This window comes from Pseudomonas sp. H1h, assembly GCF_000633255.1.
Lineage (GTDB): Bacteria > Pseudomonadota > Gammaproteobacteria > Pseudomonadales > Pseudomonadaceae > Aquipseudomonas.
Genome location: NZ_AYMJ01000014.1, coordinates 1 through 21,535 on the forward strand (window position 1 = coordinate 1; position 21,535 = coordinate 21,535).

Annotated in this window: 14 protein-coding genes; 7 read left to right on the forward strand and 7 right to left on the reverse strand. The window is 59.3% G+C overall.

Going from position 1 to position 21,535, the window contains the following annotated elements; translation table 11 throughout:
- Window positions 1-600: 600 nt before the first annotated feature.
- Window positions 601-2,184, reverse strand: a complete 1,584-nt coding sequence (locus U862_RS0110850; protein ID WP_025110426.1) for a peptide chain release factor 3 — start codon at window positions 2,182-2,184, stop codon at window positions 601-603.
- Window positions 2,185-2,540: 356 nt separating this feature from the next.
- Here U862_RS0110850 and U862_RS0110855 point away from each other — a divergent pair, with 356 nt between their 5' ends.
- From U862_RS0110855 to U862_RS0110875, 5 genes are all read left to right on the forward strand, one after another.
- Window positions 2,541-3,230, forward strand: coding sequence for an ABC transporter permease (locus U862_RS0110855; RefSeq protein ID WP_172667905.1), 690 nt, complete (start codon window positions 2,541-2,543; stop codon window positions 3,228-3,230).
- Window positions 3,231-3,251: 21 nt separating this feature from the next.
- Window positions 3,252-4,145 carry a glycine betaine ABC transporter substrate-binding protein gene (locus tag U862_RS0110860; RefSeq protein WP_025110427.1) on the forward strand — a complete coding sequence of 298 codons (894 nt, stop codon included), beginning with the start codon at window positions 3,252-3,254 and terminating at the stop codon, window positions 4,143-4,145.
- Window positions 4,146-4,157: 12 nt separating this feature from the next.
- Window positions 4,158-4,811, forward strand: coding sequence for an ABC transporter permease (locus U862_RS0110865; protein ID WP_025110428.1), 654 nt, complete (start codon window positions 4,158-4,160; stop codon window positions 4,809-4,811).
- Window positions 4,808-5,965: a betaine/proline/choline family ABC transporter ATP-binding protein gene (locus U862_RS0110870; RefSeq protein WP_025110429.1), complete on the forward strand. Its 1,158-nt coding sequence runs from the start codon at window positions 4,808-4,810 to the stop codon at window positions 5,963-5,965. Before U862_RS0110865 ends, U862_RS0110870 begins: the two co-directional genes overlap by 4 nt.
- A 642-nt stretch (window positions 5,966-6,607) precedes the next feature.
- Complete coding sequence (locus U862_RS0110875; RefSeq protein WP_025110430.1) at window positions 6,608-7,771, forward strand: type III PLP-dependent enzyme; 1,164 nt, start codon at window positions 6,608-6,610, stop codon at window positions 7,769-7,771.
- 43 nt (window positions 7,772-7,814) lie between these two features.
- Here the strand turns inward: U862_RS0110875 and U862_RS0110880 are convergent, their stop codons facing one another.
- From U862_RS0110880 to U862_RS0110895, 4 genes are all read right to left on the reverse strand, one after another.
- Window positions 7,815-8,717: a hypothetical protein gene (locus U862_RS0110880; protein ID WP_256214668.1), complete on the reverse strand. Its 903-nt coding sequence runs from the start codon at window positions 8,715-8,717 to the stop codon at window positions 7,815-7,817.
- Between the two features lie 21 nt (window positions 8,718-8,738).
- Entirely contained in the window at window positions 8,739-10,946 is a 2,208-nt protein-coding gene (locus U862_RS0110885) for an alpha-xenorhabdolysin family binary toxin subunit A (protein ID WP_256214662.1), read from the reverse strand.
- A gap of 247 nt (window positions 10,947-11,193) precedes the next feature.
- A complete protein-coding gene (locus tag U862_RS0110890; protein ID WP_025110433.1) occupies window positions 11,194-11,949 on the reverse strand; it encodes a tetratricopeptide repeat protein in 756 nt (251 codons plus the stop codon).
- Entirely contained in the window at window positions 11,946-12,626 is a 681-nt protein-coding gene (locus U862_RS0110895; RefSeq protein WP_025110434.1) for a Fe2+-dependent dioxygenase, read from the reverse strand. Before U862_RS0110895 ends, U862_RS0110890 begins: the two co-directional genes overlap by 4 nt.
- A gap of 206 nt (window positions 12,627-12,832) precedes the next feature.
- On the opposite strand from U862_RS0110895, the gene U862_RS0110900 reads away from it, so the two are divergent.
- Both U862_RS0110900 and U862_RS0110905 read left to right on the forward strand, forming a co-directional pair.
- On the forward strand, window positions 12,833-15,178 hold the full coding sequence (locus U862_RS0110900; RefSeq protein ID WP_025110435.1) for a TonB-dependent siderophore receptor: 2,346 nt from the start codon (window positions 12,833-12,835) through the stop codon (window positions 15,176-15,178).
- A 252-nt stretch (window positions 15,179-15,430) separates the two neighbouring features.
- Window positions 15,431-17,959: a sulfite reductase flavoprotein subunit alpha gene (locus tag U862_RS0110905; RefSeq protein ID WP_025110436.1), complete on the forward strand. Its 2,529-nt coding sequence runs from the start codon at window positions 15,431-15,433 to the stop codon at window positions 17,957-17,959.
- 127 nt (window positions 17,960-18,086) lie between these two features.
- Here the strand turns inward: U862_RS0110905 and U862_RS0110910 are convergent, their stop codons facing one another.
- Window positions 18,087-19,628, reverse strand: coding sequence for an alkaline phosphatase (locus U862_RS0110910; protein ID WP_025110437.1), 1,542 nt, complete (start codon window positions 19,626-19,628; stop codon window positions 18,087-18,089).
- A 167-nt stretch (window positions 19,629-19,795) separates the two neighbouring features.
- On the reverse strand, window positions 19,796-21,529 hold the full coding sequence (locus tag U862_RS0110915) for a PTS fructose-like transporter subunit IIB (protein ID WP_025110438.1): 1,734 nt from the start codon (window positions 21,527-21,529) through the stop codon (window positions 19,796-19,798).
- Window positions 21,530-21,535: the final 6 nt, after the last annotated feature.

Sequence of the window (21,535 nt, forward strand, 5' to 3'; positions counted from 1 at the left end):
CGGCTCGTAGGCCGCCTTCGTGAACAGGCTCACTCCTACAATTGGATTGGGTATGTTCAGGTGGGGATTGGTCGGCTCGTAGGCCGCCTTCGCGAGCAGGCTCACTCCTACAATTGGATTGGGTGTCAGTTGGGGACTGGTCGGCTGTCAGGCCACCTCCATGCGGCAAAGCCGCCCCACTCAACAGGATGAGCGTTAGCTCGGCTGCAGCTCTTGATCTTGATCTGAAAGGCCCCTTCGGCAGGCTGAGTGGAGGGGTTTATCCGGGGGTGGGAGCGAAGCGACCGTTTGGCGCAGCCAAACACATCGAGAGGAGGTGCAGCGAAGCAAACCGTAGACGATGCCCCCGGATGAACCCCGCAACGAAGGAACCCGAGCCTAAGCGAGGGCCGAACGCCGGGGCCCAGCCTTTTGGTTACTTTTTGGCGTCTGAAAAAGTGACCCGCTGTAAGAGCGGAACCGCCACCCGCCCCACCCACAGAAACGGATATACCCCCACCCCCAAAGAACATGGTCGGCCCAAAGGCCGCCAAGACAAACAGCCCAAAAAAAACCCCCAAGGCATACACCTCAGGGGTTTCAGACAAAACACCTCAACGCTTAATGATGCTCACGCGTCGCACGGAACTTCACATCCGGCCAACGCTCCTCCATCAACGCCAGGTTAACCCGCGTCGGCGCAAGATAGGTCAGGTGACCACCACCATCCAACGCCAGGTTCTCCACAGCCTTGTTAGAGAATTCCTCAAGCTTCTTCTTGTCAGCGCATTCAATCCATCGCGCAGAGTACACAGTGATCGGCTCATACGAGCACTCGACCTTGTATTCCTCTTTCAAGCGGCTGGCGACCACATCGAACTGCAGCACACCGACGGCGCCAAGGATGATGTCGTTGCTGCGCTCCGGGAAGAACACCTGAGTGGCGCCCTCTTCAGCCAGTTGCTGCAGGCCCTGACGCAGCTGCTTGGATTTCAGCGGATCACGCAAACGCACGCGACGGAACAGTTCCGGGGCGAAGTGCGGGATACCGGTGAAGCCGAGGACTTCGCCTTCGCTGAAGGTGTCGCCGATCTGGATCGTGCCGTGGTTGTGCAGACCGATGATGTCACCGGCGTACGCCTCTTCCAGTTGCTCACGCTCGGAGGAGAAGAACGTCAGGGCGTCGCCGATGCGCACGTCCTTGCCGGTGCGCACGTGGCGCATCTTCATGCCTTTTTCGTACTTGCCGGAGCAAATACGCATGAAGGCGATACGGTCACGGTGTTTCGGGTCCATGTTCGCCTGGATCTTGAAGATGAAGCCCGAAAACTTCTCTTCGACCGGCTCGACGGTACGCTCGTTGGCGACACGGGCCAGCGGGCGCGGTGCCCAGTCCACTACCGCGTCAAGCACGTGGTCGACACCGAAGTTGCCCAGTGCGGTACCGAAGAACACCGGGGTCAGTTGACCGTCGAGGAACTCCTGCTGGTTGAACTCGTGGCAGGCGCCCTGCACCAGTTCCAGCTGTTCGAGGAAACGGTCGTACTCGTCGCCCAGGTGCGCACGCGCCTCGTCCGAGTCGAGCTTCTCGATGATCTTGGTTTCGGTGCGTTCGTGACCGTGACCGGCGGTGTAGACAATGATGTAGTCGTCGGCCAGGTGGTACACGCCCTTGAAATCGCGGTAGCAACCGATCGGCCAGGTGATCGGCGCAGCCTTGATCTTCAGAACGGCTTCGATCTCGTCGAGCAGTTCGATCGGGTCGCGGATGTCGCGGTCGAGTTTGTTGATGAAGCTGACAATTGGCGTGTCACGCAGACGGCAGACGTCCATCAGCGCAATGGTACGCGGCTCTACACCTTTACCGCCGTCAAGGACCATCAGTGCCGAGTCCACCGCCGTCAGGGTGCGGTAAGTATCTTCGGAGAAGTCTTCGTGGCCCGGGGTGTCGAGCAGGTTGATCATGTGTTCGCGATACGGGAACTGCATGACCGACGTGGTAATGGAAATACCCCGTTGCTTCTCCATCTCCATCCAGTCGGATGTCGCATGGCGATCGGATTTACGGGATTTCACCGTACCGGCCACCGCAATCGCCTTGCCCATCAACAGGAGCTTTTCGGTGATCGTGGTTTTACCGGCATCGGGGTGGGAAATAATGGCGAAAGTGCGGCGTTTCGCGACTTCGGCGGCCTGGTTGGTCATGGGAAATCGCCTGGCGGTGATTCAAAAAAGGGCCGCGATTATAGCCCAAGTCGATGCAATAACCGAACCGTTGAGCACATTAAGGGTGGCCAAATGCTGCCCCGGATGGGAACCTTTTAAAGCACGGAGACGTCCATCCCCTGTTACGACATTTCGTCAGGGGCTGAAAAATCAGCAAGTTAGCCTGACGAGGCTGCGCTTATGGCTCGCTTTCAGACCGCTTTGCCGGCTCTGAAAAACGGCTACTTTTCGCGAACGACTCTCCCGGCAGCCATGTACGGCATGCCACACGGGACTGCGCTCGCCGACTATAAAAAAGGAGTCCGCCTGTGGCTATCCGCTATGGCAAAGGGCTGATGGGAGGTGCGGTGGTGATCGCGCTCCTGGCCCTGCTGGTCCACTGGATCGGCATCAACACGATCGAACACTACCGCGACGATTTGTTGTTTTACCTGCAAGCTCATCTGATTCTCGTCCTCGCTTCAATGCTGGCCGCCCTTGTCGTGGGCATCCCCGCCGGCATCTTCCTCAGTCGCCCGACCATGGTCGGACGTGCCGAACGCTTTATGCAGATCTTCAATATCGGCAACACCGTGCCACCGTTGGCCGTGCTCGCGATTGCCCTGGGCATTCTCGGCATCGGTAGTGGCCCGGCGATCTTCGCTCTGTTCCTCGCCTCCCTGTTGCCGATTGTGCGCAACACCTACGAAGGCCTGAAAAACGTGCAGGGCTCGCTGAAAGAAGCGGCCGTCGGCATCGGCATGACCCCGCGCCAGGTGCTGTGGAAAGTCGAATTGCCCAACGCCGTGCCGATCATCGTTGGTGGTGTGCGTGTGGCGCTGGCGATCAACGTCGGGACTGCGCCACTGGCGTTCCTGATCGGTGCCAACAGCCTCGGCAGCCTGATCTTCCCTGGCATCGCCCTGAACAATCAGCCGCAACTGCTGCTCGGCGCTGCGTGCACCGCACTGCTGGCCCTGCTGCTCGATGGCGTGGTCACCCTCGCCAGCCGTCTCTGGCTGGAACGCGGTCTGCGCCCGTCTTAAGGCTTTTGCGAAGGAATGAATATGAAACGACTTAGCTTGATCCTAGGCTGCGTCCTGCTGTTTGCAGGATTGGCGCAAGCCGCCGAGAAACCCGTGATCCGCCTCGGCGCCCGGGTGTTCACCGAGCAGACCCTGCTCGCGGAAATCACCGCGCAATACCTGCGCAGCAAAGGCTACGACGCGCAGATCACCGGCGGGCTGGGCAGCAACCTAGCCCGCAGCGCCCACGAAAGCGGGCAACTGGACATGCTCTGGGAATACACCGGCGTGTCGCTGGTGGCCTACAACCATGTCACCGAAAAACTCGACAGCGAACAGTCCTACGCCCGGGTCAAACAACTCGACGCGAAAAAAGGCCTGGTCTGGCTGACCCCGTCGAAATTCAGCAATACCTACGCCCTCGCGCTGCCGAAAAACGTCGCCGAGGAATATCCGCAGATCACCAACATCAGTCAGTTGAACGAAGTCCTGCGCGCCGAGGCCAAGACCAATCATCTGGTGGCTTTGGACACCGAGTTCGCCAACCGCTCTGACGGGCTGGTCGGCATGGTCGATCTCTACGGCATGAACCTGACCCGCAAGAACATCCGCCAGATGGACGCGGGGCTGGTCTACACCGCGCTGCGCAACGGCCAGGTGTTTGCCGGTCTGGTCTACACCACTGACGGTCGTCTCAACGCCTTCGGCCTGAAACTGCTCGACGACGACAAGCACTACTTCCCCGACTACACCGCCGCGCCGGTGGTGCGTCAGGCGTATCTGGATGCGCACCCGCAACTGGCCGAGCAACTCAAACCGCTGGCCGAACTGTTCGACGACGAAACCATGCGCCAGCTCAACGCGCGGGTCGATGTCGATCATGAGAGCCCATCGAAAGTGGCCGCCGATTTCCTGCGTCAGCATCCACTCAACTAAGGAGGAAAAGTCATGGAATTTCTGAACGCCTTTTCCCACCTCGACTGGCAGCAGGTGATGCACCTGACCTGGCAGCACATCACCCTGGTCGGCATCGCAGTGACGCTGGCGATCCTCATCGGTGTGCCGCTGGGCATTCTGATGACCCGGTTTCCGGCCCTCGCCGGGCCTTTGCAGGCCAGCGCCACGGTGCTGCTGACCGTGCCGTCGATTGCGCTGTTCGGCCTGCTGCTGCCGTTCTATTCGAAGTTCGGCCAGGGCCTGGGGCCGATGCCGGCGATCACCGCAGTGTTCCTCTATTCGCTGCTGCCGATCATGCGCAACACCTACCTCGCCCTGACCGGCGTCGAACCGGGCATCCGTGAAGCCGCACGCGGTATTGGCATGACCTTCGGCCAGCGCCTGCGCATGGTGGAGCTGCCGATTGCGGTGCCAGTGATCCTCGCTGGCGTGCGCACCGCCGTGGTGATGAACATCGGCGTAATGACCATCGCCGCGACCATCGGCGCCGGCGGCCTCGGCGTGCTGATCCTCGCCTCCATCAGCCGCAGCGACATGTCGATGCTCATCGTCGGCGCGCTGCTGGTCAGTCTTCTGGCGATCTTCGCCGACCTTCTCCTGCAGTGGCTGCAACGTACGCTGACTCCAAAAGGACTCCTCAAATGATCGAACTTCAAAACCTCAGCAAAACTTTCCAAAGCAACGGCAAAGACGTCAAAGCCGTGGACTCGGTAAGCCTGACCGTCAATGAAGGCGAAATCTGTGTGTTCCTCGGGCCATCGGGTTGCGGCAAAAGCACCACGCTGAAAATGATCAACCGCCTGATCAAACCGACTTCAGGCAAGATCCTCATCAACGGCGAAGACACCACTGATCTCGACGAAGTGACCCTGCGCCGCAACATCGGCTACGTGATCCAGCAGATCGGTCTGTTCCCCAACATGACCATCGAAGAGAACATCGTCGTCGTGCCGAAACTGCTCGGCTGGGACAAACAGAAGTGCCACGACCGTGCTCGCGAATTGATGAGCATGATCAAACTGGAACCCAAGCAGTATCTGCACCGCTACCCGCGTGAACTGTCCGGCGGCCAGCAACAGCGCATCGGCGTGATTCGCGCACTGGCGGCGGATGCGCCGCTATTGTTGATGGATGAGCCGTTCGGCGCGGTCGATCCGATCAACCGCGAGATGATCCAGAACGAATTCTTCGAGATGCAGCGCGCGCTGAACAAGACCGTGATCATGGTCAGCCACGACATCGACGAAGCGATCAAGCTGGGCGACAAGATCGCGATTTTCCGCGCCGGCAAACTGTTGCAGATCGATCACCCCGACACCCTGCTCGCGCATCCGGCGGACGACTTTGTCAGCAACTTCGTTGGCCAGGACAGCACCCTCAAACGCCTGCTGCTGGTGAAAGCCGAAGACGCCGCCGACAACGCGCCATCGGTCAGTCCGGACACCCCGGTGGCCGATGCGCTGGAGTTGATGGACGAGCATGACCGCCGCTACGTGGTGGTCACCTGCGCCGAGAACAAGGCGCTGGGTTACGTGCGTCGTCGCGACCTGCACCGTCAGACCGGGACTTGTGCGCAATTCCTGCGCGAATTCAACGCCACGGCGGCGTACGACGAGCATTTGCGCATCCTGCTGTCGCGCATGTACGAGTTCAATCGTTCGTGGCTGCCGGTGATGGATGCCGAGCGGGTGTTCCTCGGCGAGGTGACGCAGGAATCGATTGCGGCTTATCTGAGTTCGGGGCGTTCGCGCGGGATGAAGACCAATATCGTCTCGCCGGCTGAGGCCGTGGTCGCGTAAAAACGCAAAACCGTGGGAGCGAGCCTGCTCGCGAAGGCGCAATATCAGTCAGCAATGATGCTGGCTGTGAGAATGCTTTCGCGAGCAGGCTCGCTCCCACAGGAATTGTGTAATTTTATGGTCACGCGCAGGGCGGAAAAAAATCTCAACAGCAGCGTCCGCAGAACCTCTGCAAACAGACCTCCCCAAACAACCAAAATCCCCCTCACACCCTCGTCTCGCCGCCAACGTCGCCGATGTTGATGCCATCACACTTACCCACGAGTTAGCCGGCAAAAGCCGCGAACGTGCAGGTATTTTTAACACTTTAAAAATCTCTGGGAACATCTGCCCGTCATCTCGGTCGGCTACAAAGAGTGATATCCGCGACGCACGTCAGAAGCGTGCAAAAACGCGACATTTTTAGTTGATCTCAGGCCCCTCACGTCCTAAAGTTCGCGCCGAACGTCCATGCTGGAAACGATCCATCCGGCTCAAGTACTGACGACGAGACAGCAAGGCCAAGGGAAAGAAAGCTACATTTCCCATGGCCTTTTTGCTTTCGGCGACATGCCTTGGGAAGTAGGCGAACCAAAGTGGGGATACGGAGGACGTTCATTTGCACCCATTGATTAACGACGTTTGCCACTAGGAGTCCCAAGTATGTCGATCCAGGTCGAAGACTATTTCGCGCGCGCTACATTCGACAAAATGAAGGCGTTTGCCGACAAACAGGAAACCCCGTTCGTGGTGATCGACACCGCGATGATCGCCCAGGCCTACGATGACCTGCGCGCCGGTTTCGAATTCGCCAAGGTCTACTACGCGGTCAAGGCCAACCCGGCCGTCGAGATCATCGACCTGCTCAAAGAGAAAGGTTCGAGCTTCGACATCGCCTCCATCTATGAGCTGGACAAAGTGATGGATCGCGGCGTCAGCGCCGACCGTATCAGCTACGGCAACACCATCAAGAAATCCAAGGACATCCGCTACTTCTACGAGAAGGGCGTGCGTCTGTTCTCCACCGACTCCGAAGCCGACCTGCGCAACATCGCCAAGGCGGCGCCGGGTTCCAAAGTCTATGTACGCATCCTCACCGAAGGTTCAACCACCGCCGACTGGCCACTGTCGCGCAAGTTCGGTTGCCAGACCGACATGGCCATGGACCTGCTGATCCTCGCTCGCGACCTCGGCCTGGTGCCGTACGGCATCTCGTTCCACGTGGGCTCGCAGCAGCGCGATATCAGCGTCTGGGACGCGGCGATCGCCAAGGTCAAAGTGATCTTCGAACGCCTGAAAGAAGAAGACGGCATTCACCTGAAGCTGATCAACATGGGCGGCGGCTTCCCGGCCAACTACATCACCCGCACCAACAGCCTGGAAACCTACGCCGAAGAAATCATCCGTTTCCTGAAAGAAGACTTCGGTGATGACCTGCCGGAAATCATTCTCGAACCGGGCCGTTCGCTGATCGCCAACGCCGGCATCCTGGTCAGCGAAGTGGTACTGGTTGCACGTAAATCGCGCACCGCCGTCGAGCGTTGGGTGTACACCGATGTGGGCAAGTTCTCCGGCCTGATCGAAACCATGGACGAAGCGATCAAGTTCCCGATCTGGACCGAGAAGAAAGGCGAGATGGAAGAAGTGGTGATCGCCGGCCCAACCTGCGACAGCGCCGACATCATGTACGAAAACTACAAGTACGGCCTGCCACTGAACCTGGCGATCGGTGATCGTCTGTACTGGCTGTCGACCGGTGCCTACACCACCAGTTACAGCGCCGTGGAGTTCAATGGCTTCCCGCCGCTGAAATCGTATTACGTGTAAGCGATGCTTCAACTGAAAAGGCCCATGCATGCATGGGCCTCTTTTATTTGCGCAGCCAGGTCTCAAGATGATTGAGCATCGTCATGAACTCATCGGCGCCCTCTTGCGTGGCGGCCAGGTGGAAATTCAACTCGCCGAGTTTCGACACACGCTCTGCCCTCAATAAGTCATTGAACAGCATGTCGATGCGCAAGCCCGTTTCTTCGAGAAACACGCTGATGTGCGAACTCACGGAAGCCAATCCGTTAAACAACCCGGCAATATCAGCTTTGTATTCTGCGGCTCTGACGAGCAGATCCGCTGACGAATAAGCCAGGTCCCAAACCGGCGTCGTGCGCGCTTCACGAAACAACTCCTCAACCACTGCGGGCTGGGTATGGCACTGGCACGAGCGATGATCCATCGCCCTGCCAAACACCGACTTGAGTCCGAATGACTCGTCATGCACCTCGGCGATGGTGTATTTCAGTTGGCGTATCGCTGCCCTCAGCGAGGAAAAACGAAGCGCCAGTTCGTGAACAAGGTCCGGGACATCGGTGGGGGGAAACAACTTCCAGGTTGGCGACCTGGATAAGCTGTACAACTTGAAATCCACCTGACTGAGAGGCTCGTTCCTTGAAGTATTCCGGATGATTTCCAGCGTTTCAGCGGTAAACGCAGCGAGATCCGCGACGTAGGTGCTGCACTGGCGCCGAGCCTCTTCGGTGCGCTGCCAGAACTCCTGCAAGTAGCACGCATTGAAACTGGCGTTGTTCAAACGCGAATCACTGGCCAGTACCGCCAGTTGATGACCGCTGGCTCTGCGACGTTCAAACACCAAAGGAATATTGTTGAAGGTGGGGTGAAGAGAACCGAGGAAACTTGTGTATCGATCCAGCACGCGTCGTTGCGCTGTGGAGAATTCATAGGCTAGTGTTTTCATGAGTGACAGGGAAGCGGTGGGCATGTCGCCCACCGCCTCGACTCCTTACTTCTGAACAGTTTTCAGGAACTGCCTGACGTCGGCAATCCGGGTAATTGCTTCTGCCGTTCGCTGCTCGACTGGCTGCGACTTGTCTTGCTTGAAGTCCCGGGTGAAAATCTCAAACCGGATTACCAGATTCGAGAACTCATTCACGTAACCCCAGCGCTCGTCGTCCAGTTGGTCGAGGACTCGCACCAGCTGAATCTTTCCATCGATCTGTTCAATATCGTTGATGTGCTTCTTCAACTGCGCCCTTAGATCAGCCGCTTTTTCCTTGAGCTGGTTGTAAGCCGCCAGCATGTTCAGATAGGAAATGGCCTCGCCTATACCCGCGATCATTTTTTTCAAGGTATCAATGGCGAACAGCGCAATCTGGATCTGCGGTGGCGCCAGCCCCAGGGCTTTCAGGTTATCCAGTGTCAATCGGGCTTCCTGACCGATTTTCTCCACCCCTGCTTTCGCGAGCAGCTCGAGCGCTTCAGACACCGAGTTCATCTGTTTCTCGAAATCGACGACTTTTCCTTCCGCCTTGACCTTCAGTGCCTCGGTGGAGGCCCGGTCCTTATGTAGCGTCATGATCCATTGCGCCGAAGCCAACCGGTCATAGGCGGTACTCAAGCCGTTGTGGGTCATTTTCAAATCGGCCGCGTATTCGGCGACTTTCATCGATACATTCTTGAGCTCGCTTTCCATTTCCTCGTGGATTTCATCCGCGTCTTCCGGATATTCGAGACGTTCGCTCAGAGCGGTCTTCAGCTTGTTCTGCGCACGCTCCAGATTGATCCCTATCGTCTGGGCCTGATTACGAAGTTCAAATGTGGCTTTCTGGATAGCGACCGTCAGCCCATTCATTGTGCGGACGGTACCCGGCAGATAATTGAACTGTTCGCCCAGCATTTGCGCAGTGACATTACTCGCCTGAACCGCGGCACCCTGTGCCCGCAAAGCCACGACATCAAAATCCGAAACGGCAGGATGATTACTTAGCGACAACATGGTTGTTTTACTCCTAGATACTGCAATGCCGTTTTCATACTCTTTATCTGCCGCCGCGAAGACGTCCAGCAGCTGATCGGAACTCACCTTGATCTGCTCCCACGGATCAACAATGCCGAGAATCTGGTTCTTGAACTTCCTCAGGGAAGTTGCTTCTTGAAGCTGATCCACTTCTTTGACGGAGGCATTGATATAGGTGCTCAGCGCATTCCATACCAGCATCAGGTTCTGCGTGGCGACTTCAGCTTCAATCGCTACATAACTCAGGTTTTGCAAATCATCGCGCACTTTGTTCAGGGAGCTCAGCGTCTGGTCTTTGCTGGCCATTACCTCGTTGGAGGCCTGTTGCTCCGCCTTCAACAGGTTTCGCTCCTTGCGGATCTTTTCAGCTTTGACGCCCTGATAGATACCGAGAATCAAACCACCGATATTCAGTGTCGCTGCCGACCTGATCGCTTCCTGAACCAACTGATCATATTGCTTGTTCAGTTCATCGATTTCTTTCGAGCGCTGGTCGATTTCGTTCTGCAGGGCCTGGATGTCTGCCTGATAGGTATTGCGCGACACGAACTCCAGTCGCAGCTTGATCTCCGGCAGCACGATCTCGCGCATATCAGTGCCGAAACTGTCGAGCTCTGACCTGACATGCTCGGCCTTCGCGTGGCACTGCATGACTTTGGCCAGCATGTCATTCAGGTAGGCCTTGATTTCTGGCACATCACCGGACGGCAATTCCAAGTCGGGAAGACCCGGCATCGTGCGCTTCAGCTGCAGATACTCTTCCGGCGTATTGATGTCGTATTCCTCCAGATACCTGGAGGCTTTCAGGTCTTCGTAGATCTCTACGATGCCTTTACCCGTACGAATGATGCTGCCGGCAAAAATCTTCAGATCAGTACCCGTGAGCATGATTTTTTCACGCAACGTGGGCCAGCGCTTCGCATGGTCGAAGGTACAGGTGAATGTCCGCAGGAAGTCTGTTGCCTTGAGACCAACACTCCCCGTATCCCCGGCGCCATAATTCAGGAAGGCAACGACATCCGCCAGCCGAACGGGAAACGACAGCCCCAGATCCTGATACTTGCGCAGGTTGACAATCTGCTTTTTGGTTAACTGAATCCCGGTTTCCCGATTGTATTCTTCACCTTCACCGAGCGAAGCATTTACAAACATCAGAGGCGCCTTTGCGGCGACCTCGACAATCTTGCTGTCCATTTTGAACTCCATAAGATACTCCTTGTATTCTTCGGATATTTAATAAAAGTCATTTTATATACACAACATCATCAAGCGACTCACTTCAACTTGAGTACCGACATCGCAAAACAACCTTAGGACAGCAAGACAGCAATCAACAAGCGTTAAAATATTAGCAATCAATACAATTAAATCATCGACCCAGACACTTAACCAAGAACAACCATATCAACTTTACAAAACCAACTAACCGCAGAATAAATACTTACAAAGCAACTAACTCTTCCAACCGCAATTTATAAGCGCCGGCCATTGCACGAATGTGCGGATGTTGTGCATTCAACAAAGACACACTGGCGATTCGCAGGAAATTCACATTGCCCGCGCACAGCGCCTTGCGTAGCCAACCGAGAGCGTCATCAATGCGTCCCTCATCGGCAAGCACCGCGGCGTGACTGAATTGACCACGAAAATCGCCGCCCTCAGCCGCTCGACGATACCAGTCACGCGCCGCTGGCAGATCTTGCGGACAGTGACGTCCTTCTTCCAGATACCGGCCCAACAGGTTCATCGACTTGGCATGTCCCGACTCGGCAGCGCGGCAGTACAGGGCGAGGGCCTGCGCCTGGTTTGCGGGTATTCCACGTCCGGTGGCATGCAGATTTGCCAGGTTGTACATCGCCCAATCAAGCCCCGCGTCGGCGGCCGTCTGGTAATGGCGTGCAGCGAGTTCTGCGCTGGCCACACAACCCCAGCCATGTTCATGACAACGGCCGAGCATATTGCGCGCCATCAGATGCCCTTGCCCGGCAGCGATGCCGAACCAGCGCAGCGCCAGCGGCAGATCCTGGGCGATGCCGCGGCCGTCGAGCAGAATTTGTCCGAGCAGCGCCTGCGCTTCGACAATGCCCTGGCCGGCCGCGAGCAGAATCGCCTGCGCGGCACGGGCCGGGCTTTCTTCGAGCATGGCGCTGAGTTGCGTGCCGTCGAGCACTTCTTCGCGCCGCAGTTGGTAACTCATACCTCGACCCAGCGCCGCAACAGATTGTGATAGGTGCCGGTGAGGCGGATCAGCGACGGGTGATCGGGCATGTCTTGCGTCAGTTGCTGGATCGCCCCGTCCATTTCGAACAGCAGCGCACGCTGGCTGTCTTCGCGTACCAGGCTTTGCGTCCAGAAGAACGACGCATAGCGCGCACCGCGGGTGACGGCGTTGACCTTGTGCAGGCTGCTGCCCGGGTACAGCACCATGTCGCCGGCGGGCAGCTTCACTCGCTGGGTGCCAAAGGTGTCCTGGATTTCCAGCTCGCCACCGTCGTAATCCGCAGGCTCGCTGAAAAACAGCGTGGCCGACAGATCGGTGCGCACCCGCTCGATACTGCCCTTGGGCTGGCGCACCGCATTGTCGATGTGAAAGTCGAAACTGCCACCGGCCGTGTAGCAGTTGAGTAACGGCGGGAACACTTTGTGCGGCAGTGCAGCGGACATGAACTGCAGGTTTTTCCACAGCCGTTCGAGCATCGCCGCACCAATTTCCTTGGCCAGTGGATGGCCCTCCGGCAACTGCAGGTTGTGCTTGGCCTTGGCCGATTGAAAACCGGCCGTGATCTTGCCATCGGCCCAGTCGGCCTGTTCCAGAGCCTCGCGGATGCGCCGCACTTCGTCTTTCTCGAACAGAGCAGGGATGTGCAGCAGCATGTCGAAGTCACCTGATGGCAAAGAGGCGGCAATGGTATTGATTCTTATTGGCTGTGTAAAACCCGCTAGACGAATGAACTGGCAAAAACCGTAAGGTTAAATTGTAAAGAATGTAAATTCAGTACGGATAGCAATGTTTCGCAATTGATACGAATACCTGTTTACCCTATATTCCGCCCCCTCAAATCCTTGGGGAGGGAATAAAAATGGCACGTCAACACGCACAATTACCGGTGAGTTCACCACGTCTGCTCGCTTCCGCCATCGGCGTGGCAATCACCGCCGGTTCCGCTGGCCACATGGTGTTCGCCGCCGAGAAGACCGACAGCAAAGCCTCCGGCAATGCCATCGCCCTGGACGCTACCGCCATCACCGGCCAAGCCCAGGACTCGACGTCCTATCAGGTCGAAAAAGCCTCCTCGCCCAAGTACACCGCACCGCTGGTCGACACGCCGCGCTCGGTGACCGTGATCCCGCAACAAGTTTTGAAAGACACTGGCGCCCTGAACATGCAGGACGCGCTGCGCACCGTACCGGGCATCACTTTTGGCGCCGGTGAAGGTGGCAACCCGCAGGGTGACCGTCCGTTCATCCGTGGTTTCGACGCCCAGGGCGACACCTACCTCGACGGCGTGCGTGACACCGGTTCGCAGAGCCGCGAAATCTTCGCCGTGGAAAACATCGAAGTCAGCAAAGGCCCGAACTCGGCTATCGGCGGTCGCGGCGCGGCCGGTGGCAGCATCAACCTGGTGAGCAAGAAAGCGCACCTGGGCAACTCCTTCGACGGCGGCTTCACCTGGGGCTCCGACCAGACTCAGCGCTACACCCTGGACGGCAACTACCAGTTCAGCGACACCGCTGCCGGCCGTCTGAACCTGATGAGCCACGAGAGCAACGTCGCCGGGCGTGACAGCGTCGACTATGACCGCTGGGGTATCGCCCCGTCTCTGGCGTTCGGCCTTGGCACCGACACCCGCGTCAATCTCGATTACTACCATCTCGAAAGCAACGACACTCCGGACTCGGGCATTCCGTACACCATTCCGGCCGGTGGTTCGGCTGCACGCACCAAGTCCAACCCGGACAAACCGTACTCGGGTGGCGATCACAGCAACTTCTATGGACTGGACGGTCGCGACTTCCGCAAGGGCCGCACCGACACCGCGACCTTCGCCATCGAGCACGACCTGAGCGACTCGCTGACCATCAAGAACACCCTGCGCCACGGCACCAGCATGCAGGACTACATCCTGACCCAGCCGGACGACAGCAAGGGTAACGTCAACAACGGCAGCGTCTGGCGTCGTGCGAATACTCGAGTGAGCAACACCGAGACCACCACCAACCAGACTGACCTGTTCGGCAACTTCTACGTCGCCGGCTTCAAGAACAGCTTCTCCACAGGTGTCGAATACACCTACGAGGAAAGCCAGAAATCTTCGTACAACGTCAACACTGACACGACGCCGCGCTCGGCTGGCAACTCCAGCAGCAACTGCACCCCGTCGATGATCGGCGCGTCCAGCGGCTACAACTGCACTTCGCTGTCGAATCCGAACCCGGGTGACCCGTGGAACGGCGCGATCTCGCGCAATTACGCCGGTACCGACACCAAGGCCAATACCTACGCCCTGTATGCGTTCGACACCCTGGAGTTGTCCGATCAGTGGCTGGTGAACATGGGCCTGCGCTATGACCACTTCGACACCAAATACCGTACCTACGATGGCTCCGGCGCGACCGTCGTGACCAAAGGTGTTGAATCGAAAGGCAAGGACACCAGCGAGTTCGTCACCGGCCAGTTCGGCGTGGTCTACAAGCCGGCGCCAAACGGCAGCATCTACGCCTCGTATGCCACCTCCGCCACACCACCGGGCAGCACCCTGGGTGAAGGCATGGACGGCAACCCGTTGGGCGGCACCACCGATCGCAGCGGCAACCTGCTGAGCAGCGACATGGAGCCGGAAACCACCAAAAACTACGAAATCGGTACCAAGTGGGATTTGCTCAATGATCGCCTGTCGCTGACCGCCGACATCTTCCGCACCGAGAAAGACAACGCGCGCGTTCAAGTCGATACCACCTCGTACGAAAACGTCGGCAAGACCCGCGTGCAAGGTATCGAGCTGTCGGCCAGCGGCAAGCTCACCGACAAGTGGCAGGTGTTCGCCGGTTACGCCTACATGGACAGCGAGCAAGTGGACGGTGGTGACTTGCCGGCCAACAAAGCCAACAACGGCAACGAGCTGCCTAACACACCGAAAAACAGCGCCAGCCTGTGGACCACTTACCAGGTCACGCCGAAGCTGACCATCGGTGGCGGTGCGTTCTATGTCGATGACGTGTTCGGCAGCGTGGCCAACACCACCATGGTCGACTCGTATGTGCGTTACGACGCCATGGCGGCCTACAAGCTGACCAAGAACGTCGACCTGCAACTCAACGTGCAGAACCTGACCAACGAAACCTACTACGACAAAGCCTTCGCGACCCACTTCGCCAATCAGGCGGCGGGCCGTACGGCGCTGTTGAGCACCAACTTCCACTTCTGACCGATGTTGTAAATGTGCGAGAACCTGTAGGAGTGAGCCTGCTCGCGATGAGGTTGTGTCAACCAGCGAATGGATTTGACTGATCCACCGCTATCGCAAGCAGGCTCACTCCTACAAAGGCATGCGCCGCGAGACCATGGCCCCGTTCATTCATTTGAACGGGGCCTTTGTGCGTAATCAAAGAAGCTCTCGACAACCCACGGCATAATGCGCGCCGTGATGACATATTTTCGAACGGACAAGGCGAGCGACGTGTTGAAGAAAACCCTGTTCCAGCTGCACTGGTTTTTTGGCATCACTGCCGGGCTGGTGCTGGCCCTGATGGGCATTACCGGTGCCGCCTATTCGTTTCAGGACGAAATTCTGCGGGCGCTGAACCCGTCGGTATTGCAGGTGGAAAAACAGGTCGCCGGCGTCCTGCCTCCAGTCGAGCTGGTAGAGCACATCGAAGCAACCTCCGGCAAAAAGGTCTCGATGCTCTGGGTCGAGACTGACAGCGGCACCGCCGCACGTGTCTACTTCACCCCGCCCAAAGGCGAGCGCCGTGGCGAGATGCGCTATTTCGATCCGTACACCGGCGAGTTCATGGGCGACGCCGTAGGCCAGGATTTCTTCGGCCTGATGTTGCAACTGCACCGCTTCCTCGCCATGGGCGATACCGGGCGCAACATCACCGGCGCGTGCACCCTGATCCTGTTGTTCTTCTGCCTCTCCGGGCTGTACCTGCGCTGGCCACGACAGTGGAACAGCTGGCGCGTGTGGCTGACCCTCGACTGGAAGAAAAAGGGCCGCAGCTTCAACTGGGATTTGCACTCGGTGGCCGGCACCTGGTGCCTGCTGGTGTATCTGCTGCTGGCATTGACCGGGTTGTCCTGGTCGTACGAGTGGTACAACAAAGGCCTGACCAAACTGCTTTCCGATGCGCCGCAAAACGAGCGCGTGCGCGGCGGTCGCGGCCCGGCGCCGGAAGGTCCGGCACCAACCGCCGACTACGCGGCAATGTGGAGCAGCATCTACAGCGCGGCCGGCCCGGGCCTGTCGGCCTACAACATCCGTATGCCGCCAGTGGCCGGGCAACCGGCGACCGTGTTCTACCTGCTCGACAGCTCACCGCATGAGCGCGCCTTGAACCAGATCACCCTCGACCCGGTCACCGGCATCGTCAAACGCGTCGACCGCTACGCCGACAAGAGCTTCAAGGCGCAGTTGCTGACCAGCATTTACGCGCTGCACGTCGGCAGCTATTTCGGGCTCGCCGGACGGATCATCGTCACCCTCGCCGCCTTGTGCATGCCGCTGTTTTTCATCACCGGCTGGTTGCTGTATCTGGATCGTCGGCGCAAGAAAAAGCAGATTCAGGACGCGCGCAAAGGCCTCGAACAACAGGCTGGCAATGCACCTGGATGGCTGATCGGTTTCGCCAGCCAAAGCGGTTTCGCCGAACAACTGGCGTGGCAGACTGCCGGACAATTGCAGGCCGCCGGGTTGCCGGTCAAGGTGCAGCCATTGGCGGATGTCAGCGCGCAGGATCTGTGTGAATCGAACAACGCGCTGTTCGTGGTCAGCACCTTCGGCGACGGTGAAGCACCGGACAGCGCTCGCGGCTTCGAACGCAAAGTCCTGCGCAACGCCGCGAGCCTCGATGGCCTGAACTACGCGGTACTGGGTCTGGGTGACCGTCAGTATTCGCACTTCTGCGGCTTCGCCCGACGCCTGCATCAATGGTTGAGCGAGCACGGCGGCAAGACCCTGTTCGCCCCGGTCGAAGTCGACAGCGGCGACCCGTATGCCCTGCGTCACTGGCAGACTCAACTCGGGCTGCTCACCGGGCAAACGCCAGTCGACACCTGGCAAGCGCCGAGTTACGAAAACTGGACGTTGGTGCGCCGCGAACGGCTGAACCCCGACAGCAGTGGTTCGCCGGTTTACCTGTTGGGCCTGAGCGCACCGAGCACCAGCAGCTGGCTGGCCGGCGACCTGGTGGAAGTACTGCCGCGCAATTGCGCGTGGGCGGTCGAGCATTTCCTCGACGGCCTCGGCATTCGTGGCGAAACCAGCGTGAAGATCAACGGCCTCGAAGAGCCGCTGGAAGTTGCCCTCGCCTCGCGTCAGTTGCCGGAGCACCGCGCCCATCTGGTCGGCCTGCACGCGCAGGCGCTGGTCGATGCGATGGTGCCGCTGGCGATGCGCGAGTACTCGATTGCGTCGATCGCCGCTGACGGAGTGCTGGAGCTGATCGTGCGTCAGGAACAACACAGCGATGGCAGCCTGGGCATCGGTTCCGGCTGGCTGACCGAGCATGCCCCGGTCGGCGGCAGCATCAGCCTGCGCGTGCGCCGCAACAGTGGCTTCCACCTGCCGAACCAACCAGTGCCGATGATTCTGCTGGGTAACGGCACCGGTCTTGCCGGGTTGCGCAGCCTGCTCAAGGCGCGCATCGCCGACGGCCAGCAGCGCCACTGGCTGCTGTTCGGCGAACGTAATCGTCAACACGACTTCCTCTGTCGGGCAGAGCTGGAAGAGTGGTTGATCAATGGCGATCTGGCCCGACTGGACCTGGCGTTTTCACGGGATCAGGCGCAGAAGATTTACGTGCAGGATCGCCTGCGCGAATCCGCTGACGAGCTGAAGCAATGGCTGGCTGACGGTGCGGTGATCTACATCTGCGGTAGCCTTCAGGGCATGGCCGCCGGCGTGGATCAGGTGCTCAACGACATCCTCGGCTCCACCGAAGTCGAACGCCTGATCGAACAGGGCCGCTACCGCCGCGACGTTTACTGAGATTACTCACCTTCCTGAGGGAGCGGGCTTGCTCGCGAACGCGGTGTGTCAGCGGAGTCAATGTCGACTGACATGACGTCTTCGCGAGCAAGCCCGCTCCCATAAGGAAGTTGCAGTACCGGTTAAATCACACCGGTTGCAACTTCTGCTCAAACACGCTCACCCCATTCAAATCCCGCAACACCACGCTCATCTCCCCGCTCTGCCCCTCAATATTCACCTCGCCAAAAAACTGAAAGCCGGCAAACGGTGAGGCGTTCTGCGTTGGCGGTGCCTTCTGGAACACCACTTCCGGGCCAAAGGTCTTGTCCAGTGGATTAGGCCCGAAGCTCCCGGCATTCAACGGCCCGGCGACAAACTCCCAGAACGGTTCGAAATCCTGAAACGCCGCACGATCCGGGTGGTAGTGATGCGCCGCGCAGTAATGCACGTCCGCCGTCAGAAACACGAAATTGCGCACCTGCTGCGCCCGCAGAAAACCGAGCAGCTCGGCAACTTCCAGTTCACGCCCCTGAGCCGGGCCGGGATCGCCGTTGGCCACGGCTTCCCAGCGCGCCACGCCCGGACTGACTTCACCGTCCGGCACACCGAGGCCGATCGGCATGTCGGCGGCGATCACCTTCCACTGCGCCTTGGAGTGCTTCAGCCCACGCTTGAGCCAATCCAGTTGCTCACGCCCCAGGAACGGTTTCGCCGCGCCGAGATTGTCGTCATTGGCGCCGCGATAGCTGCGCATGTCGAGCACGAATACGTCGAGCATCGGCCCATAGCTGAGCTTGCGATAAATCCGCCCGCCACCGTCGGCCGCCTGCAGGCGCATTGGCGAATATTCGAGCCAGGCTTTGCGCGCACGGCCAACCAGGGTGTGGATATCTTTTTCCTGATAACGCTCGTCGAGTTGTTTGCCCGGCGACCAGTTGTTGACCACTTCGTGGTCGTCCCACTGCCAGATCTGCGGCACTTCGGCGTTGAAGCGGCGGATGTTTTCGTCCATCAGGTTGTAGCGGTAGTTGCCGCGATAGTCGTCCAGCGTCTGGGCGACTTTGCTCTTGGCTTCGGTGGTGAGGTTGCGCCACACGCGACCACCTTCGGTGGTCAACTGCGCCGGCACCGGGCCGTCAGCGTAGATGGTGTCGCCGCTGTGGATAAAGAAGTCCGGCAGGCGCAGGCGCATGGATTCGTAGATGCGCATGCCGCCGATGTCCGGGTTGATGCCGAAGCCCTGGCCGACGGTGTCGCCACTCCAGACGAAACGGATGTTGCGCCGCGCGGTCGGTGCGCTGCGCAAGTGACCGAGCCACGGTTCGCTGGCGACGCCGGTTTGTGCGTCCTTGAAATACACCCGATAGAAAATCGCCTGATCGACGGGCAGCCCGGTGAGTTCAACCCGGGCGGTGAAATCCGTGCGCGCATCGGCCAGTGGCGAGACCACACGGCGCGGGTGGCGAAACTGGCTGCGGGTGTCCCACTCGACCACCATCCGCGCAGGACGGTCGCTGCGGCTCCAGATCATCGCTCGGTCGCCTTGCAGGTCGCCGGACTGCACGCCGTCAGTCAGTTGTGGCCGATCCTTGACCGACGCAATCACCGCCGGCGCCAGCCCCGGCATCAACAGACCGGCACCGACCACTTGCATGACGCGCCGCCGACCCGGATTGAAATCGCTCATGGTGTTCTCCCTGAAAAAGGAAAACTTAAGCACGGGATGATGAATCCGGCATGACAACACCTCCCCCTGTGGGAGCGGGCTTGCTCGCGAAGACGTCGTGTCAGTCGATATTTCTTTGACTGACATACCGCTTTCGCGAGCAAGCCCGCTCCCACAGAGGATCGGTGTCAGGCTTTGGCAGGTTCCATCGCCAGCTCCACGGCTTCCGGGCGTTTGACTGTCGCGTAAATCACCGCCGTCAATAGACTCCCCGCCACAATCGCCAGCAGATACAACAACGCATGATTGATCGCATTCGGAATCGCCAGCACAAACAGGCCGCCGTGTGGCGCCATCAGTTTGCAGCCGAAGTACATCGACAACGCCCCGGTCAACGCACCACCGGCGATGCTCGCCGGGATCACCCGCAACGGGTCTTTGGCGGCAAACGGAATCGCCCCTTCGGAGATGAAGCACAGTCCCAGCACCAGCGCCGCTTTACCGGCCTCGCGCTCGGTCTGGGCGAACTTGCGCCGGGCGATGAAGGTGGCGATGCCCAGCCCGATCGGCGGCACCATCCCGGCGGCCATGGTCGCGGCCATCGGCGCGTAACTCTGCGACGCCAATAGCCCCACCGAGAACGCATACGCCGCCTTGTTGATCGGCCCGCCGAGGTCGACGCACATCATGCCGCCGAGCAACACGCCGAGCAGGATCGCGTTAGTGGTGCCCATGCTGTCGAGGAAATGCGTGAGCGCCGCGAGCATGCCGGCGACCGGTTTGCCCACCACGTAAATCATCACCAGCCCGGTGATCAGGCTGGCGAACAACGGGATGATCAGGATCGGTTTCAGCGCTTCGAGGCTCTGCGGCAATGCCACGTAACGACTGATCAGCCTGGCCGCATACCCGGCGATAAACCCGGCGACGATACCGCCGATGAAGCCGGCGCCCAACGTGCTCGCGAGCAAGCCGCCGATCATCCCCGGCGCCAGGCCCGGACGATCCGCAATCGAGTAGGCAATGTAACCGGCCAACAACGGCACCATCAGCTTGAACGCAGTCTCGCCGCCGATCTGCATCAGCGCCGCCGCCAGCGTGCCCTCTTCCTTGAACGCGGTAATGCCGAAGACGAACGACAACGCGATCATCAAACCACCGGCCACCACCATCGGCAGCATGAACGACACCCCGGTCAGCAGGTGTTTGTAGACCCCGGTTTTCTCTTGCCTGGCCGGCGCCTTGCCGTCATTCGCCGCGCTCTCCACCTGAGCGTCGGCGAGGGCTTTTTTCAGCGTCGCTTCAGACTGCTTCAACGCAATACTGGTGCCGCAGCGATAGATTTTCTTGCCGGCGAAACGTTCGGTGGCGACTTCGATATCCGCCGCCAGCAACACCACATCGGCCTCGGCAATCGCCGTCGCGCTGAGCGGGGTTTTCGCGCCGACCGAGCCCTGGGTTTCGACGTGTAGTTCATAGCCCAGACGCTTGGCGGTTTGCTGCAACGCCTCGGCGGCCATGAAGGTGTGGGCGACACCGGTCGGGCACGCAGTGATCGCAACGATGCGCGGCGCACGTTGCGCAGCGGCTGCCGGGGCGGCGTTGGTGGCAACGTATACTTGCGCCTCTTCGGCACCACGGCGCAGCACAGCGTCGATGTCCTGCAGCGCCTGCGCCGGGGCAATACGGAACACCCGTTTGCCGACAAAACGCGTCATGTCGACGTCGCCGGTGGTCACCAGCAACACCCACTCCGCCGCGGCGATGGTGGCGGCTGACAGTTCACGTTCCGGGTGCGCCGCATCCACCACCTCGACGCTGGTGCTCCAGCCCTGACGCTGAGCCGCGGCGTCGAGCAGACGGGCGCACAGCACACTGGTGACCATGCCGTTCGGGCAGGCCGTGACAATGGCTAACTTCATGACAAA